At 50.5% G+C, this 16,294-nt stretch carries 9 protein-coding genes; 1 reads left to right on the plus strand and 8 read right to left on the minus strand.

Annotation, left to right across the window (positions count from 1 at the left end):
• Positions 1-28: 28 nt before the first annotated feature.
• From DCW36_RS05785 to DCW36_RS05820, 8 genes are all read right to left on the minus strand, one after another.
• Positions 29-1,396, minus strand: a complete 1,368-nt coding sequence (locus DCW36_RS05785) for a dipeptidase (protein WP_114777729.1) — start codon at positions 1,394-1,396, stop codon at positions 29-31.
• 111 nt (positions 1,397-1,507) lie between these two features.
• Complete coding sequence (plsY, locus tag DCW36_RS05790; protein WP_114777405.1) at positions 1,508-2,152, minus strand: glycerol-3-phosphate 1-O-acyltransferase PlsY; 645 nt, start codon at positions 2,150-2,152, stop codon at positions 1,508-1,510.
• Positions 2,153-2,373: 221 nt separating this feature from the next.
• A complete protein-coding gene (locus tag DCW36_RS05795) occupies positions 2,374-7,026 on the minus strand; it encodes a hypothetical protein (RefSeq protein ID WP_128396953.1) in 4,653 nt (1,550 codons plus the stop codon).
• 10 nt (positions 7,027-7,036) lie between these two features.
• Complete coding sequence (gene prmA, locus DCW36_RS05800; RefSeq protein WP_114777407.1) at positions 7,037-7,867, minus strand: 50S ribosomal protein L11 methyltransferase; 831 nt, start codon at positions 7,865-7,867, stop codon at positions 7,037-7,039.
• An 8-nt stretch (positions 7,868-7,875) separates the two neighbouring features.
• Positions 7,876-8,250, minus strand: coding sequence for a DUF6150 family protein (locus tag DCW36_RS05805; RefSeq protein WP_240676071.1), 375 nt, complete (start codon positions 8,248-8,250; stop codon positions 7,876-7,878).
• Positions 8,251-8,355: 105 nt separating this feature from the next.
• Positions 8,356-9,117, minus strand: coding sequence for a triose-phosphate isomerase (gene tpiA, locus DCW36_RS05810; protein WP_114777408.1), 762 nt, complete (start codon positions 9,115-9,117; stop codon positions 8,356-8,358).
• A gap of 368 nt (positions 9,118-9,485) precedes the next feature.
• Positions 9,486-11,267, minus strand: coding sequence for a hypothetical protein (locus DCW36_RS05815; protein ID WP_125185084.1), 1,782 nt, complete (start codon positions 11,265-11,267; stop codon positions 9,486-9,488).
• Between the two features lie 524 nt (positions 11,268-11,791).
• Positions 11,792-13,006, minus strand: a complete 1,215-nt coding sequence (locus DCW36_RS05820) for an NAD(P)-dependent oxidoreductase (protein ID WP_114777731.1) — start codon at positions 13,004-13,006, stop codon at positions 11,792-11,794.
• Between the two features lie 248 nt (positions 13,007-13,254).
• On the opposite strand from DCW36_RS05820, the gene gcvP reads away from it, so the two are divergent.
• On the plus strand, positions 13,255-16,173 hold the full coding sequence (gene gcvP / locus DCW36_RS05825; protein WP_114777410.1) for an aminomethyl-transferring glycine dehydrogenase: 2,919 nt from the start codon (positions 13,255-13,257) through the stop codon (positions 16,171-16,173).
• The last annotated feature ends 121 nt before the right edge of the window (positions 16,174-16,294 follow it).

Genomic DNA, 16,294 nt, shown 5'->3' on the forward strand with positions numbered 1-16,294 from the left:
CAGCCGCTGCTCTGTTATTGAAAAAGGCTTACCGCTTTTTACTCATTTCCGCGAAATTCCTGAAGAACAACGGGATTGTTTCGATCCCTTTCAGGAAATTAAAAATCCCAAAGCTTTCATTTGGCGAATGTATGGCATCAGCATCCAGCCCGAAACCCATCAACACCGAATCGATACCGAGCTCTGATTTAAACATGGCTACAATCGGGATGGAGCCTCCGCTGCGCACCGGCACCGGTTTAATGCCAAAGGTTTCTTCGTAAGCCATGGCAGCTGCCTGGTAGGCAATCGAGTTGGTTGGCGTAACCACCGGCTCTCCGCCATGATGCGGCTTTACGAGCACCTTTACACTTTTGGGCGCGATACGCTCGAAATGCTGCGTAAACTTTTCGGTGATCTCCTCCGGCGACTGGTTGGGTACCAGGCGCATGGATATTTTGGCAAAGGCTTTGGAAGGAATCACAGTTTTAGCGCCTTCTCCGGTGTAGCCGCCCCAGATGCCGTTCACGTCCAGGGTGGGTCGGATGGAAGTTCGTTCCATGGTTACATAGCCTTCCTCGCCGTGCACCTCCTGCAGGTCCAGTGCTTTTTTATACTTCTCCAGGTCGAAGGGTGCGCGCGCCATTTCCTCCCGTTCTTCTTTCGAGAGCTCTACTACGTTATCATAAAAGCCCGGTATGGTGATCCGGTTGTGCTCGTCGTGGAGCGAGGCGATCATCCGGCACAGGATATTGATGGGATTAGCCACGGCACCACCGTACATACCGGAGTGCAGATCGCGGTTTGGCCCGGTTACTTCTACCTCCACGTAGCTTAAGCCGCGCAAGCCTGTGGTGATGGAAGGTACATCGTTGGCCAGCATACCCGTATCCGAAATCAGGATGACATCGGCCTGCAGCCGGTCTTTATTTTCTTTCACAAAAGTGCCCAGGTTGTCGGAGCCTACTTCTTCCTCCCCTTCTATCATAAATTTCACGTTGCAGGGCAATGCGTTGTGCTGCATCATCACCTCGAAGGCTTTTACGTGCATGTACATCTGGCCTTTGTCGTCGCTGGCGCCGCGTGCGTAAATTTTCTCGTGCTTTACCACCGGCTCAAACGGCGGCGAATCCCAGAGTTCGTAAGGGTCGGCGGGTTGCACATCGTAATGTCCGTACACCAGCACCGTAGGCAGCTGCGGGTCTACTATCTTTTCGCCGTACACGATCGGGTAGCCGCCTGTCACGCAAATCTCAACCTTATCGGCACCGGCTTCTGTTAGCTTGCCGGCAACAAAATCAGCTGTTCTCAGCACATCATTTTTAAATTTAGGATCAGCGCTTACCGAAGGAATCCGGAGCATGTCCAGCAGCTCCTGGATAAAGCGGTCCTGGTTTTCGGAGATATAGTTTTTCATCATAGTTCTGGTGTTGTCTGGTTAAATATACAAAAAAGCCACCTCTGCAAAAAGGTGGCTTCTGTTAATTTGGCTGCCCTGTTATTTCAGGCAGTTTAACTATTACGGTATTTATCTTCTCTTTCCGAGATGGATGTTGGCTTTGCTTTCTTCGCCGTGCAGCAGGCGGTTGATATTCTTCCGGTGCGTGAGCACGACCACCGCAAAAAGCACAAAACCAAAGATGATCAGGATCGGGTTATCGGGGCTGAAGCGGGGCAGCAGCATCAGCACCGGAAAGGCCAGGGCTGCGATCATAGAGCCCAGCGACACGTATTTTGATGTAAACAGTACAATCACAAAAATAACGGTGCACAGCAGCGCCACCTCCGGCTGAATGGCCAGCATCATGCCCAGCAAAGTAGCTACGCCTTTACCGCCCTTAAATTTCTCATACACCGGGAAGATATGGCCTACCACCGCCAGGGCTCCCATGATCAGCTGATAAAAAATAAGGTTATCTGCTTCGATTGCACTAAACACAACCAGCAGATTGGCCAGCGAGGTAGCAGCCCATCCTTTAAAGATATCAATAAGCATCACAATCGTGCCCGGCTTTTTCCCTAACACCCGGAAGGTGTTGGTAGCGCCAGAGTTTCCGCTGCCATGCTGGCGTATGTCGATGCCGTAATACGATTTTCCTAACCACACGGCAGTACATATAGAGCCAATCAGGTAAGCAGCTACTAACAGTACAGCTATCAAAAGTACATCCATGAACTAGTATTTTATTTTCGAGCCACTATTACTATACCCTAAGTACAATAAAAGGCAGACGACCTCAACCGGAAAAGGAACCAAATATAGCAAAATATAAATGTAATATCCAAAACCGGAAGCAGTGCATCCTATATTGGCAGTATACGTTCCCGCGCTACGGTGTGGTTATCGGAGTTTCCGAAACCGGGAATGAGCGCTGCCGGTATTCCGAAAAAAAATTAATTTCTGCGTCCTTTGGCTACTTCCTCCACGCCTTTCAGGTAACTGGTTCTAAAATGCTTAATAAATTCATCCTTATCAATAGACTCTGCAGGATAGAAGCCGTATTTGGTGGAAGTTCCCCGGCGTCCGCGTGCTTTTGAAGTTATAATCTTGTTGAATTTATCGTCAGAAGAAACCAGCACCAGGCCGTTCTGCTCAAAATTCAGGTAGTACCAGTTGTACTGGTTCACCTGGAAGTACAGCGACAGCACCGGCTCGCCATTCATATCGTGGCGTACTTCCAGGTAGCTCTCCAGTTCACTGCTTATGTCTTCTTTCTCGATACTGGCAAACCCGATTTTGCCGACACTGTACCAGGCTTTGTGCTTGTCGGACCACTGCAGGTTTACGGAACTCAGCAGCAGGCTCCGCGCCAGGTTAGAGGACGCATCATAAAAGGGCACAAATTGCATGGTGCTTTTTTCACGGTACTTCTCAATGTCCTTGTTACTCATAAAGCCGCCGAGCTTATAAAGCAGGTCATCGTTTCCATTGTACCTTACTTCCCACCTCACGGAATTTTCTTTTATGGTTTGCGCCATGGCATCCAGCGCCTGCCCGGGAATATTCAGGTCTAAGGCCATGATAACATCCAGCGCAAAAAGGGCACTGTCGAGGTTGGCTCTTCCGATACCGGCTGCTTCTACGCCAAACTTATCGGTTGGTTTGAGCAGGTTTATCTTGCCTGCCAGCCCCAGTATTTTGGTGGCCTGGTTGTAAGTAAGTACATTGCCTTCAAAGGAATTGCCAAAGGCACGATTCTCTTTTCCTATTTTAAACTCGTTCGTTTCCTTGTTGTAGGCCAGGTAGCCGTCGGCTAAAAACATATCCAGGTCTTCCTTATCCTGCTTCCTGGACACAAAGGTATTGTAGAGTTTGGCCGATGTTGCAGACGCATGCAAGCCGATTCGGAGTGGTTCGCCATCGCTTGCGGTTGGGTTAAGGATGGGAATCCGCATATTTTCCGGGTCCAGCGTGTCGCGCTTAAAAGGGAACCAGTCTGTATCAGCTTCTCCGATCTTTAACTTCAGGTTACCGTCAAAATCGAGGTTCTTACGCGAAGAATGCAGCTTTATATCGCCGTGGTAAAGAATCTGCGGCAGTATGAAGATCGGTTTTGCTTCGTCAATCCTGGCAACAGAATGCGTTACAGGATTTTTAGTGCCGGGAGAAGCGTTGTAAACAAAGTCGGTGAAGTGCAGTTTATAGATTTCGCCTGCCGAATTTTTGTAGTCGTAAAGCGCATCTCCGGTAAATGTTTTGCGGGACAGAATATCGATATTACCGGCATACAGCTTATGGAACTGGTTCAGGGTATCGGCAACGATACTGGCATTCCGTAAGGTTTTGATGGTAGCATCGGCAGCGATGGCCACTTTCCCGCTATCGGGCAGAATATGTGCGTCACCCACTGCAATGTAAGGCACACCTCCAGCCAACAGCGTATTTCCTTTCAGGTCGTATTCGCCGCTGGCCGCCAGGAAGCGCAGCCCCTGCTGCTGCGGGTGCAGCGAATAAAAGTAACTTGTACCGTCTTCGGAACTTGCCTTCAGGCTCACCTTCTGCTTGTTCATATCCCAACGGCCGCCTTTCAGCGATGCTTTGTACTGGGCCTGCGGGAATTCGATACTGGCTGCACCCTGCTTTTCAATCGCAAAATCAACACTTCCTTTCGCCAGATCATACTCCAGGCTCACATCCTGCACCTTCAGCGCCGGACGCTCTTCGTCGCCCGACTTTACCAGGAATATGCCGTTCTTACCGGAAAAGCTTTTTTCCCCGAAAGCCAAAACAGGCGCTGTAACTTTTGCCACGGCATGGTCTACTTCACCGTTCCCGAACATACCTCCGGGCGAGAGTTTGAGAAGGCCGTTAAAGGTATAGTTTTCCTTAAACACGGTCATGGGCGCTGATACTGTGTTCACATACATGGTATCTGCTTTTGGCAGCCATTTCATGGTGTAACCGGCAAGAGAAGCCATAGGAAATCCGGCATCGTTCAGCTTCTGGCCTGCCATCGTTAACACAGCGCCCTCTTTTGTAACGACCGAGTCCGGGTAAAATGTAAAGGAAGGGGCCTCCAGCGTAGTAGTCAGGTACTTCAATTTCCCTTTGCTCTCTATCCCTTTGGAGCTGAGCGAGATGGTATCGTACACCATGCCTTTGCCACCATAAGCCGGCAACCCTGCCTGCGGTGCATCGTATACAAACCCCATGGAGCCATCCGGCATCAGGACAGCATCTGTTTCGAAAGGCGGGAAAATACCACCGGAATAGAATTTTCCTTTAAAGCCAACCGAACCCTGCCGCACGTTACTTAAGCTGTCTACTTTAAACGGATACATTTCAAAGTACACGGTGCTGTCGTAAGCGCCACCTAAAACCTGCTTGCTGGAAAAGCCTAACTGACCGCCCGACAACGCCTCGAACTTTGGATATTCATACAGCTTCTCTTTGCCCGACTTGTTGTCCGGCTTGTTCAGGTAAAGCTGCCCGGATAACTTACCCGCACTTTTCGATACCATCTGGTTAGGCCCTTCTTTCTCATTAACCTTGGAATTGTTGGAAAGAACGGACATGCTTTTTAGCTGCTGCAGGTCTATCATGTACTTCTCATAATTAAATTTGAAGTCTGTACCACTAAAAGCAAGCTGGTTGGCAAATATTTGCCCGTTGAAATTAATATCCCGGTTGGCCAGAATCTGGATAATGCCATTGTCAGGCACCAGGTAAACACCGGTTGCATCGCTGGAGAAGGTTATTTTTTCTACGCCATGTACTTCGATTATTTTTGACTCCAGATCCAGGATTGCATTACGGCCCGAAGGCGCCACCGATCTGATTACCAGGTGGTCGTAGTCATTTTTCGCCTGCGCTGCGCCTACATAATGCCATGCTTTCTCCTTTAGTATGATGTAGCCGGAATTAGCATCATAATCCAGGAACCCCTGGTACGACAGGTCGTGCACCGCCCCTTTTAATGCTTTTTCATTGATCTTGGTATAATCCGCTACTTCTGAAACAAAAAATTCTTTTTTCCGGGCTTTCGCAGCATAAGCTATCAGCGGCCGCAAAGGGTGAAAGTCGGATATACCAACCAACTGCTGAAACCTGCTGTTGGAAAAATAATCGACCGACTCGAACTGCACCGGAATAAGCGTTTTGGTATTGATGGTTGAGAAATTGATCAGGTGGCTGTCCAGGTCCCAGATAACACGCTCGGCTGCAATCTCAAATTTATGATAGGTATCAAAGAAAGGGGCTTTTCCATAAGGGCCTTCTTTCTTTGTTAAGGTAATTACTCTGGCTGGTTTTGAATATTCGAACTGGATGGCCGCATGCGACAGGGAATCTTTCTCCTGGTAAATAGCAACAGCAGCCAGGGAAGACGTGATCAGGGAATCGTTCATGGCAAAGTTCCGGGCTTTGGCGCGAAACTTACGTACCCCAGCCTCCGACACCATAATCTGCGACAAGCTGCCATCCAGGCAGTTGCTGCCCCGTGTGTTCCCGGACAGCGAAAAGCCACCGGTATAAGCAATGTTGTCGCCCAGGTTATTGAGCAGGGCATTGTTTGTAAACGAAGCGAATTTAGGATAGCCATTCCCGCCATTGCTGCCGCGCTTCTGGCTTTTAAATTCGAAGCTGCCTTCGATCGGCTTTTCCAGGAATTCGGAATAGGTAAGCGTGGCATCCGGCACCCGGAACGCTGCCTTGGTAATATCGAAGTTGTATTTTTTAAAAACTGCGCTTACAGGCCTGCCCGCTACCTGCCACTCGTAAGAGCCTCCTTCACCAACAAAGAGGTTGTGCGCCAGCGCTACCTGCCCGCTTGTCTGCTGAATGCTCACAGAGTCGAAGGGTGTTACAAAGGTAAGCACTACATTCTCCAGTTTCAGGGCAGGTCCGTTTACAGCAGGTTGTGCCGGGACAAAAAGTTTCTTTACACTTTCTACCGACTTTTCTTTTTTCTTTGCGGCTTTCGGGGCTACCTCAACGGTTCCCCAGCCATCGTCTGTGCTTTCCTTACCTGCTACTTCGTCGTCCCAGGAGAAGTTGTCCCACTCGCCGCCGTTGTTTTCGGCTGCTTTGGCATCGGCCTTAGCGGCAGGTCCTCCTTCGTAGGCAAAGCTGAACTGCCCTCCGGACACTCTGAGCTTAATAAATTTGTTCTGCTGCAGTTCTTTGGACGCCAGGAAAAGAGCGGATGTGGCCATAAAACGGTCCAGCGTGGCAGCATCGTCCTGTTTTACGGCTTTCGCTGTTACCTCCAGCATGTTGTCGATAGCACGGGCATCAAGGTTCTGCACATTAACACCATTGGCCAACATGCTAAAGAAATTCTCGAAGTGCGGGCGCGACCGTAGCTTTTTGCGCAGCATCTGCTGCGAAATGCTGATAATTTCCTGCTGTTGCTTAGAAGCAAGTTTGCCGCTCTGCCAGGCCATCTCCAGGTCAGCGGCAAGCTTTTCTGCATTTGCTCCCTTTCCTGAAATAACTAAAGCTTTCGCATCTATTATAAAATCTGCGGGACTATCGGAAAGCTTGTTTTGTGCCTGAGCACCCAGTGTGATAAGAAAAAAGAAAAAGAGTAAAAGTTTATGCTTCATATACAAAGAATTAGCTATCCTGAAAAATGGCAGAAACCCAGTTATTCTTAACCCGGTGTGAAATAAAATTAAGATTCAATTTGGCTGCGCGCTCCCGGAGCATGGGCAGGTCTTCGGTATAGAAACCGCTCAGCACCAGCCACCCGCCCGGCGCCAGCACTGCTTTGTAGGCAGGCATGTCTTCGAGCAACACGTTTCGGTTAATATTGGCCAACACAACGCCAAAAGGATTTTCTCCCTGAATTTGTTCCGCACCACCCAACTTTACTTCGATAGCCGCACAATTATTCTGCTGCACGTTCTCCCGCGCGTTCTCTACCGTCCAGTCTTCTATGTCTACTGCCACCACATCGGCTGCGCCAAGTTTGGAAGCCATGATCGCCAGTATGCCTGTGCCGCAGCCCATGTCCAGCACACGCTTTCCGGTATGGTCGAGGGTCAGCTGGTTCTCGATCATGAGGGTGGTGGTTTCGTGGTGGCCGGTACCAAACGACATTTTCGGGTTAATGACGATATCATAAGCGGCTCCTTCCGGCACTTCATGAAAAGAGGCCCGAACCGAAACTTTATCGCCGATATAGAGCGGCTCAAAATTGCGTTCCCATTCCTCGTTCCAGTTCTGGCGGGCAATCTGCTGCACCTGGTACGTTACCTGCACCAGTTCCGCATAGCGCTGCAGCACTTCGTCCAGGGCCTCCTGCTCAAACAGGTGCTCCAGGATATAGGCGCTAAAACCATCTTCTGTATCTACAAAGGCTTCAAAGCCTAACTCGCCCAATTCGGCTACCAGGATGTCGGAAAATTCCGGGTTTACCTGTATGGTTACTTCTATATAATCCATGGGTATTGCTATTGCCGGCACTCCGCAAACGCGCGGGCATCGGTGAAATAAACTGAAAATTGAGCCAGGTTGCGGTTTTCGGTTACGTAAAGCACGTGGTCGGCAAAGGCTTTTTTAGGCGTGATGTACCACACGGCTGTTGCATCGGCAAAAAGCTTGTTGCTTTCGCGGTACACGATCATGTTGGCAAAGGCATCTTCTTTTTCTATATAAACCGTATAGGCTGCCGTGTTTTTGTACTTCGGGTCGCGCTCCAGGTACACAGAGCCGTAGATGCGGCAGTAATCTTTTTGTATAGCCACTGGCTGAGCGGCCGGTGCAGGAGCAACGGGACGCACCGTGAAGGCAAACACCTGCAACAATAGGATTATTATGATATTCATAAGCGAAAATTTTCCAAATATATATTAATTTTACGAAAAAAAGGCTGTCGATAGTACGTATCAACAGCCTTTTTTTGTATTAATTTTATTTAACGTTATTTTATCCTAAAAAGACTTAATAATATCTAAAAAGTCTCTGGACTTCAACGATGCTCCTCCAATCAGGCCACCGTCTACGTCGGGTTGTGCAAATATCTCTTTTGCGTTGCCGGGGTTGCAGCTGCCGCCATACAGGATGCTGGTATTGAAAGCTGCCTTGGCATCGAACATACGCGAAAGCTGCTCCCGGATATAGGCATGCATCTCCTGGGCCTGCTGGCTGCTGGCCGTACGGCCTGTACCGATCGCCCAGATTGGTTCGTAGGCAATCACCACCTGGTCAAACTCTTCGTTGCTCAGGAAAGACAGGCTGTCGTGCAGCTGCTTGCCTACGTAGTCGAAGTGGCGCTCGGCATCTCTTTCTTCCAGTGGCTCGCCGCAGCAGAAGATCGGCTGTATGCCCTGGGCAAGGGCCATCTTCATTTTTTTGTACAGCGTCTGCTCATCTTCGTGGTGGTACATGCGGCGCTCGCTGTGGCCTACGAGCACATACTCCACCCCTACCGATTTCAGCATGGCCGCCGACACCTCTCCGGTAAAAGCGCCGCTCTCGTGCTCGCTCACGTTCTGTGCCGCCAGGTGCATTTTGTCGTTGCCCTGTGTCAGTTTGCCTACAGGCTGCAGGTACGGGAAAGGCGGCGTTACAATGACGGTTACATCGCCGGTTGCTTCGTCTTTCACCATGTTATCTATTTCCGATACCAGCGAAAGGGCCTCTTCGTAGGTCTTGTTCATTTTCCAGTTACCGGCAACAATTTTCTTTCTCATGATTTTATGCGTTTGTTTTGAATGATGACAGATTAGAGTATGTTAAATTTTGCTTTTGTAAGCGAAAATTGTTCAGAAAGGGTTCTGACGAAACAGTTTTTGAGCGTCATAGCAGCGCTATGGGGCGAAAAAAATGTGAAGTCAGGTTCCTTTATGGGCAATTTGCAGCACAAAAGGCAAAGTTTAAACATACTCTTAAGTTATTCAAAGGTAAAACTTCCGCCCATTTCACCAAAACCAAACCCCATATACTTTAATTTACAGGAGCAGCGGGTGTGGTGGCAGCTGCAGTAAATAAAAATGTCCTGCAGCAGCGTACAGGACATAACCGGGAGGAGCAGTGGGTGTGGTGACAGCAGCAGTAAACTTTATTTGTATTGGAGCACCTCTATTTCGAAGCCTACCACACCGGCCCGGTGCAACGGAACGATGCTGCGGTTGTAGGCATCTTCATAACTATTAAACTCCCAGATATATACCTCATCGGGTTTCTTTGCACTTTCCGGCAAAAATGGTTCCAGCAGAAGTTTCACGCCGGCTTTTCCGGCACCGGCAAACATATCATGTTCTTTTTTACTGATGATTTCGGTAATAAACATCCTGTTATGTGTGCGTTCATCGCCTTTGTAGTACATGCACACAAAGAAATAGGGACTCCTGGCAGCAGACAGCTCTTCCACTTCAGTTTTAAATATGCCATTCTCATAATCAAAATTGGCGGGATTTTCAGCTATCCGCTTCAGGGTTGGTTTGCGGTAGTCCGGCGAGGGAAGCAGTTCCGCAAAATAAAGATACTCAATGGTGTTCGGTTTGGCATTTCCATGATAGGTAAGGTGATACCCTCCTCCCTTGCACTCGCCACAGGCCTCGAAAGGCGGATAGCCGTCGGGCCTGAATATGATGGGGCTGCCATAGCACGCGCTGCAGTAGTTTAACCCGTAGCGGCCCGACTTCACGAGCTTGGTGTATTTCTCCATAAAAATCTGCTGCTTTTCTTCCAGCAGATCCAGCTCCTGCCTGGCAGTAGCCGCAACGCTGCCTCTTGCCAGTTTAGCTTCATCTATCCTGACGAAGGCATCGGCAATGGTGTGTAATCCTTCTAAAATAAAGGGGTCGCTGTTAACGCGGATGGAATCCAGTTCTTCCTGCGTCATTATTTTTAACAAGCGGTCCTCTGTCACCTGGTCGGCCATTACCTGCAGCAGGGAAGCGGAATCGCGGGCAATCTGCCAGAAATCGTTGGTTACAATGCGCCGCTTTTCTTTCGGAGCTGTAGCGGCAGGCGGCACAGTAGCAACAGGAGGAACTGCAGCTACTTCAGAAACTACAGCAGCAGTATCAGGTACCACAGCAGCGGGATTGCTTTCTTCTTTCGGTGGCAAGGGAGGTGCTTCTGCCCACACATCGGTGGTATCGGGCAAAACAACTGCTGCACTGTCAGCCATTCCTCCTAACGGAAGCGAAGCCGCCGCTGCCCATGCATCCGTCGTGTCGGGGCTGACAACTGTTATGCTGTCCTCCTCTTCCCGCCAGGAAAAGTCAGACAAATCGGCCCAGGCATCAGCAGACACCGTATCGGCGGGTTGCGCAGGAAGCAGCGGGGCCGAATCCGGAGAATAAGCCGCATTACCAGGAGCAGGCACTGTAACTGCTGCCGTGTCCGGAGCGGCATCCTCCAAGGAAGAAGGAGAAGCCTGAGTCCAGGCAGCAGCCGCATTCGAATCGGCAGGTTCAGCGGAAACCCCAGGCATGTTTGGCGTATTGAGACTGCCGGCACCGGAGCTGCTGGTATCCTCTATACAGGAGCATCCTGTAGAGGAAACAATTTCGGTACGAACAAAGGCTGCAATACTGTCGGCAGGTTCCTGTTGCTTGCTTTGCCACTGCGTTTTACTGCTCAGCGTTACTTCGTCGTATAGTTCCTTACCAGCGGTAGTAGTAAAATAAGAACGCAGTACAATTACGCAGGCAGAGTCGGGGGTCCCATTTATTTTTATTTCGTAAGCGCCACTTGCATCACTATCCGGACTTACATCAAATTTAATCAGCACAGGGCCACAAGCAGTCATTCCTGTTTCCTGCCAGTCGGTCCATTGACCAGGTATAAGCGAATATATGCAAACTAATAGCTGAAGTAGTAAAAGTTTCATATAGAAAAAGAGTATTTATAGGCTACATAAGATTAACTGAATTAGCTACTTATAAATACTGGCTTCCATGGGCAGGGTTAGTGGATTTTATATAAATATTATTCCTATATTAGGGTTTCGATATTTATTATAAAATTACAATTTTAATTACCCGGCAAGCAACTCCTTCCGCACAAAAAACACAACAAGAAAGACAACAGAATGCACCACAGCAGACCTGGCTAGAACCGACAGAAAAGGCAAAAACAGCCACTCAAATTCCCCTATAAAAAAATTACCAATTTGCGCCACATCAATCATACAAGACTAAATAAATATTGTACAATAACATCAAGCCAAATCAACCTCCCGTTCCGGGCTAAGGTTGTTATATCAAATCGTAAAAAAGGACCTTCCATTACATGACCTCCAATAGCTAGCTTGACTGCAGTTTGGGGTAGGGGCCCTATTCAAAGCCCAAAAGATCCCCACAGGGATGACAAAGGAGGAAAAGTTTTGTGGCACTGAGTAAATACTATTTGGTATTACTTTCCGTCTGCATAATCCTGCAGGTAGGCAAACCGCTCGGTCAGCTTCCCGTCTTTGGCGATGGTGCCCCTGGCCAGCACCCCCTCCGCATCGCCGTTAAACAGGTGCGGGAACACGTGGTCGATGAGTTGGCGGCCAAAATCGCGGGAAGCGTTGCGCGGCAGCTCGCAGGGCAGGTTATCCACGGCCATTACCGTGATGTTACCGGGTTTGGCAAAAGGCCCCTCCAGCGCTCCTGATTCCGGATTGTAATCGTAGGCAGGATCATCGATGGTGGCAGATCGTTTGGTGCAGGGAATGGAGCCGTTTACATCGCAGGTAATATCGGCGATCGTGTTTATCCGGAAGTCGGGCTGGCGGGTGTCTTCTTCGGTAAATAACTTAGGCGCCTGCGGGTCCCAGTAGGCGCAGGCCAGCAGCAGATCGGTTACTTTGGTAAATTTCCGGAAGGTGGACTGGTACCGCTCGGGGTGCTGGTAAAAGTCCTGCGAATCCCAGACTTCCACATCGGGGCGGGTGTTGTAGTCGCCGGAGTGGAGCTGGGCGTACACGGGCTCCTTGAACTGCTTGTACAGGTAATCGAACACGCTCACTTTCCGGATGCCCATTTTATCCAGCACCTCCATCGCACCGCCTGCTACCCTCCCGCCGCCAGTTACCGCTATTTTTATGGGCGGAAGCTTCACTTTAAAAAACTCCTCCTGCATGTCCTCCATCTCCTGGCACAGGTGCGCCGGCTTCAGGTCGAAGAGCTTCCACTTTTTACCGTACAGCAAAATGCCGTTGTAAGCACCCACAATACCAGCATAACGCCCAAAGGCCACCAGCCGCTTTCCCTTCGCATCGGTTAAAGTCTCGTAATCTATCAGGGTAATGTTTTTGTCGAGGATGGCACGGAGCAGTCTGGCATTCCGGGGCTGCTTTTTAATGGTGTGCGAAAAGAAAAAGTAGGTTTTGTTGGGAATCAGCTGCTCTACCGGCACCTCCTTCACGCCCATCAGGATATCGCAATCCGAGAGGTCGTGCTGCAGCGGGATGCCCAGTTCCACATACTCGGCATCCGAGAAACTGCGGACCGGGCTGGGCTGCACCACCACATGGGCATGCGGGAAGGCCTGCATGGCTTCGACACACTTTTTAGGCGTAAGCGGCACCCGTTTATCTACCGGCACCTTGCCCTCTTTTATTATTCCGATTTTTAAGGACCGTATCTGCATTTATTCTTGAATTGTTCTTTGGATTTGTGTGTTAACTAGTTTGAATGGAGCAGGAGAGACAGGTGCAACTACTATAGCCGGCTTTATGTCTGGCCAGGTGAGCACATGTACAGGATATTTCGCTTTCCGGCTTCCATTTCGTAAGCAATTACTTATTACTTTTGCAGAAGAATTCCTGCACAGGTTTTGCGCCAGGTTTTTTCTTCATAAAACACGATTACACCCAATCAATACTTACTATTATGATTTTCAGAACAAAACCTGCCGATGTTTTTAAGGAGCGCCACAACGGCCCCGATAAAGAGCAAATGCAGGATATGCTTCGCACCATAGGCGCCAACTCGCTGGACCACCTGATCGAACAAACGGTGCCGGCTGCCATCCGCCTGAAAAAGCCGCTTAACCTGCCACCACACGGCCTTTCGGAGAAAGACTTCCTGAACAAGTTCAGCGGCATGGTGAAGCAAAACAAAGTATTCAAGTCGTACATTGGTTTAGGATATAACGATACCCTGATGCCTCCGGTTATCCTGCGGAACATACTGGAGAACCCGGGCTGGTATACGGCTTATACGCCTTACCAGGCCGAGATTGCACAGGGCCGCCTGGAGGCGCTGATCAATTACCAGACGATGGTGATGGAGCTGACCGGCATGGACATTGCCAATGCCTCGTTGCTGGACGAAGGCACTGCGGCTGCCGAGGCCATGACCATGTTCCACTCGCAGCGCAAAGGTACGCGCAAAAATGCCCACCGTTTCTTTGTATCGGAGCTGTGCCTGCCCCAGACCATCGACATCCTGAAAATACGCGCCACTCCGCTGGGAATTACGCTTGAGATCGGTGACCACCGGGAGGCGAACCTGGAGGACGAGACATTATTTGGCGCCATTGTGCAGTACCCGGCAGCCGACGGTGCTGTTTTTGATTATTCTGACTTTATAAGAAAGGCGCACGAGCAGGAAATGATGGTAGCTGTTGCGGCCGATATCCTTTCGCTTACCTTGCTTACCGCTCCGGGCGAGATGGGCGCTGATGCCGTAGTGGGTACTACCCAGCGCTTTGGCGTGCCGATGGGCTATGGTGGTCCGCACGCAGGTTATTTTGCTACCCGCGATGCCTTCAAGCGTGTGATCCCGGGCCGTATTATCGGGGCTTCGATCGACGCGCAGGGCAACAAGGCCTATCGCATGGCCCTGCAAACGCGCGAGCAGCACATCCGTCGCGAAAAAGCAACTTCCAATATCTGTACGGCACAGGTGCTATTGGCAGTAATCGCCGGTATGTATGCTGTGTATCATGGACCACGTAGGCTGAAGTACATTGGCCTGAATACCTATGCGCTTACCCAGCAACTGGAGAAGGGACTGAAAGCATTAGGCTTTGAGCAGCTGAACGAGTACTATTTCGACACCCTGAAAATAGCCGTGGAAATTGCCGACATGCAAACTGCCATCCGTCAGGAAGCAGAAGCGGCAGGCATCAACTTCCGCTACTTCGGCGATAATTTTGTAGGTATTTCCCTGCACCAGAACACGGACCTGCAGGATGTGAAAGCGATTTTGGCCGTATTTGCCAAAGTAGCCGGCAAAGCCAACGACGTGCTGACACTGGACGAGCTGCCTGGCGAAACGGACGTTACCTGGCCCGACAGCCTTATCCGTAAAAGCGCTTACCTGAAGCAGGAGATATTTAACATACACCACTCCGAGTCCGAAATCCTGCGCTACATGAAGCATCTGGAGAACAAGGACCTGTCGCTGACGCACTCCATGATTCCGCTGGGCTCCTGCACCATGAAGCTGAATGCCACTGCCGAGATGATTCCGGTAACCTGGCCCGAAATCAGCAGCCTGCATCCGTTTGCCCCGGCGTATCAAACGCAGGGTTACAAGCAGTTGTTTGATGAGTTGGAAAGCTGGCTTTGCGAGATTACCGGATTCGATGCGATGTCGTTGCAGCCCAACTCGGGTGCCCAGGGCGAGTACGCTGGCCTGATGGTGATTCGTGCTTACCACGAATCGCGTGGCGAGGCGCACCGCAATGTGTCGCTTATTCCGTCGTCGGCACATGGCACCAACCCTGCCTCTGCCGTAATGGCGGGCATGAAAGTGGTGATTGTGAAGTGCGATGAAAAAGGAAATATTGATGTAGCAGACCTGCGCGCCAAAGCGGAGCAGCACAAAGACAACCTCTCCTGCCTCATGGTTACCTATCCGTCTACGCACGGGGTGTACGAAGAGAGCATTATTGAAGTCTGCCAGATTATCCACGACAACGGCGGACGTGTGTATATGGATGGCGCCAACATGAATGCGCAGGTAGGCCTTACTTCGCCTGCCACCATTGGCGCTGATGTTTGTCACCTGAACCTGCACAAGACTTTCTGCATTCCGCATGGTGGTGGCGGTCCGGGCATGGGTCCTATCGGGGTGGTAAAAGACCTGGCGCCGTTCCTGCCGGGCCACGCGGTGGTTAAAATTGGCGGCGACGAAGCCATTCATGCTGTATCTGCTGCGCCCTGGGGTTCTGCCAGCATCCTGCCTATCTCCTATGCCTACATCTCGATGATGGGTGGTGAGGGCCTGACAGAAGCAACGAAAGTGGCTATCCTGAATGCGAACTACATCAAAGCGCGACTGGAGCAGCACTACCCGGTGCTGTACACCGGCACCAACGGCCGCTGCGCCCACGAAATGATCCTGGACTGCCGCGGCTTTAAAAAGGCAGGTATCGAGGTAGAGGATATCGCCAAGCGCCTGATGGACTACGGCTTCCATGCGCCAACCGTGTCGTTCCCGGTAGCAGGCACGCTGATGGTGGAGCCAACGGAGTCGGAAGCACAGGAAGAGCTGGACCGTTTCTGCGAAGCGATGATTGCGATCCGGGAGGAGATACGCGAGGTAGAGGAAGGCAAAGCCGATGCGAAAAACAACGTCCTCAAGCATGCGCCGCACACGGCACAGGTGGCCTTAGCAGACAACTGGGACAGGCCCTACAGCCGCGAAAAAGCCGTTTACCCCTATGCCTACTCGCGTAATTACAAGTTCTGGCCAAGCGTCAGCCGCATCGACAGCGCTTACGGCGACCGTAACCTGATTTGCTCCTGCGCCCCGGTAGAAGCGTATAACGAAGAGAATAAAGAAATGACTACTGTTTAACGCAGTTTGTCTGTAACAACAGAAGCGCCTGGTTCCTCAAAGCCAGGCGCTTTTTTTTTCGGATCCGGACTAAATTCCTTTCCGAAAGGCGGTGGCTGTGGCTGTGGTGGCAGGTGCTGCA

Source organism: Botryobacter ruber (genome assembly GCF_003347595.2).
In the GTDB taxonomy this organism is placed as follows: Bacteria; Bacteroidota; Bacteroidia; order Cytophagales; family Hymenobacteraceae; genus Pontibacter; species Pontibacter ruber_A.